Source organism: Thermodesulfobacteriota bacterium (assembly GCA_040758155.1).
GTDB lineage: Bacteria > Desulfobacterota > Deferrimicrobia > Deferrimicrobiales > Deferrimicrobiaceae > UBA2219.
On the sequence record JBFLWB010000081.1, the window covers coordinates 1 to 2,030 of the forward strand.

Here is a 2,030-nt window from a genome sequence, read left to right on the forward strand (position 1 = left end):
GGTCGGAGGCGATGCGGTACAGGGTGGCCACGGCGCCGGACTTCGGATCCTCCGCGCCGAAAACGATCTCCGACACGCGGGCCGCGACGGCGGCGCCGGCGCACATCGGGCACGGCTCGAGCGTCACGACCAGCCGGCAGCCGGTCAGCCGGTAGTTCCCCACCTTCCGGGCGGCGGCGCGAAGCGCAAGGATCTCGGCGTGGGCCGTGGGATCGTTCGACCCGATGGGCGAATTTCGGCCCCGCGAAAGAATCGCCCCCTCGGGGGAGACGACGACCGCCCCCACGGGGACCTCGCCGGATTCCGCGCACTTCCGTGCCTCGGCCAGCGCCGCCCGCATCCACTCCTCCCGCGGGATCAGAACGGCCAAAAGCGCGCCTCCTCCCAGTACATCTCCCGGAGCTGGCCGTACTGCCGCGTAAGTACGTCCAGGTGCTCCCGCTCCCACTCCGCGAGGTCCGCGAAGACCTTCTGCGTCGCCGGGTCCGCGGCCGCCTTCTTCCCGAGCGCGGTGAACTGCGCGATGGCCCGCCGCTCCAGCGTCATTCCGATGGAGAGCGCGGCCACTTCCCCCTCCGCCTTCCGCCCGGCCTTCACGAGGTCCGCCGTGTAGAGGGGGCTGCGGAACCTGCCGATCCCGCGCCTCGACGCAGCGCTGCGCTCGAGCCGGGGCGCCTTCCCCTGCGAGAACGCCCGGATCACCCGGAGGATCTCCTCCCGGTGGCGCTTCTCCTCCTCCATCAGGAAGCGGAACATCCGGCGGATGCCGTCCCGGGCGGCGTTCTCGGCCGCCATCCGGTAGAACTCCGTCCCGTCGATCTCGTTGAGGAGCGCCTGTTTCAACCCCTTCGCGATCGCGGTCTCCGTGCTCCCCGCAGCCCCTTTTTTCATGTCTCCGGCGCCTCCTCCTGAATTATCATGTATCAATTATGCAGGAAATCATCCGCGACCTGCTCATCAAGATCGGCGAGGATCCGGACCGGGAAGGGCTCAGGAAAACCCCGGAACGGTTCGAGAACGCGATCCGCTTCCTCACGAAGGGCTACTCGGAGGACCCCCGGGAAGTCCTCCGCGGCGCCGTCTTCCGCGAGCAGTACGACGAGATGGTCACCGTGAAGGACATCGAGGTCTTCTCCCTCTGCGAGCACCATCTCCTGCCGTTCTTCGGAAAATGCCACGTGGGCTACCTGCCGCGGAAGAACATCGTCGGCCTTTCCAAGATCGCCCGGGTCGTGGATCTCTACGCCCGGCGCCTGCAGGTCCAGGAGCGGTTGACCCAGGAGATCGCCACCGCGCTGATGGACATCCTTCAGCCCCACGGGGTGGCCGTGGTGATCGAGGCGTTCCACATGTGCATGATGATGCGCGGCGTCGAGAAGTCGAATTCCAAGGCGGTCACCTCCGCGATGTTGGGGGTGTTCCGGACCCGCCAGTCGACGCGTATGGAGTTCATGGAACTGATCAAGCCGAACGTCAACATCGCCCGGTAGGGCTGCCTCCTCAAGGGCGCTCCTGGACGCCGAGCTTCAGCAGGATCTTCTCCATCAGGCACCAGTTGGTGAAGCCCGACTGGAACAGGTTCGCCCCGACAAAAGCGGTAAACAGGAAAAACCACGGGGAGACGTACCATCCCAGTGCGAGGCTTCCCAGCACGAAGCTTCCCGCGATCACCCGGATCCACCGTTCCACGTGCATATCGCCCCTCCTGCCGCGCTTTATCCGTTTTGATGCCCGGTCGGATGCTCCTGTTTCGCGGACCGGCCTTGACAGCGGCCGCCCCGAAACTTTAACATTGACGTTGAGGTAAAGTATGAAGCTGAACCGCGAATCCGCGCAGCAGATCGGGGAGCTCGCCGCCTCGCTGGGGGTGACCACCCGGACGCTGCGCCTCTACGAGCAGCTCGGGCTGATCGACCCGCCGCGCAGGACGGAGGGGGGGATCCGCTTCTACGACAAGGAAGACATCCGGCGGATCAAGTTCGTCCTGAAGGTGAAGGAGCTCGGCCTTTCCCTGAAGCAGATGCAGGAGC

Annotated in this window: 5 protein-coding genes; 2 read left to right on the plus strand and 3 right to left on the minus strand. The window is 65.8% G+C overall.

The features are described 5' to 3' along the window. Nucleotides 1–370, minus strand: a 370-nt coding sequence (locus AB1346_04815) for a nucleoside deaminase (protein MEW6719754.1), incomplete at its 3' end; no start/stop codon positions are given. Then, a complete protein-coding gene (locus AB1346_04820) occupies nt 358–891 on the minus strand; it encodes a ferritin family protein (protein MEW6719755.1) in 534 nt (177 codons plus the stop codon). The genes AB1346_04815 and AB1346_04820, both read right to left, overlap by 13 nt. Before the next feature lie 38 nt (nt 892–929). On the opposite strand from AB1346_04820, the gene folE reads away from it, so the two are divergent. Further along, complete coding sequence (folE, locus tag AB1346_04825) at nt 930–1,490, plus strand: GTP cyclohydrolase I FolE (protein MEW6719756.1); 561 nt, start codon at nt 930–932, stop codon at nt 1,488–1,490. 10 nt (nt 1,491–1,500) lie between these two features. On the opposite strand, the gene AB1346_04830 is transcribed toward folE, so the two are convergent. Continuing rightward, a complete protein-coding gene (locus tag AB1346_04830; GenBank protein MEW6719757.1) occupies nt 1,501–1,695 on the minus strand; it encodes a DUF2892 domain-containing protein in 195 nt (64 codons plus the stop codon). A 115-nt stretch (nt 1,696–1,810) separates the two neighbouring features. On the opposite strand from AB1346_04830, the gene AB1346_04835 reads away from it, so the two are divergent. Further along, on the plus strand, nt 1,811–2,030 hold a 220-nt coding region (locus AB1346_04835), incomplete at its 3' end, for a MerR family transcriptional regulator (GenBank protein ID MEW6719758.1).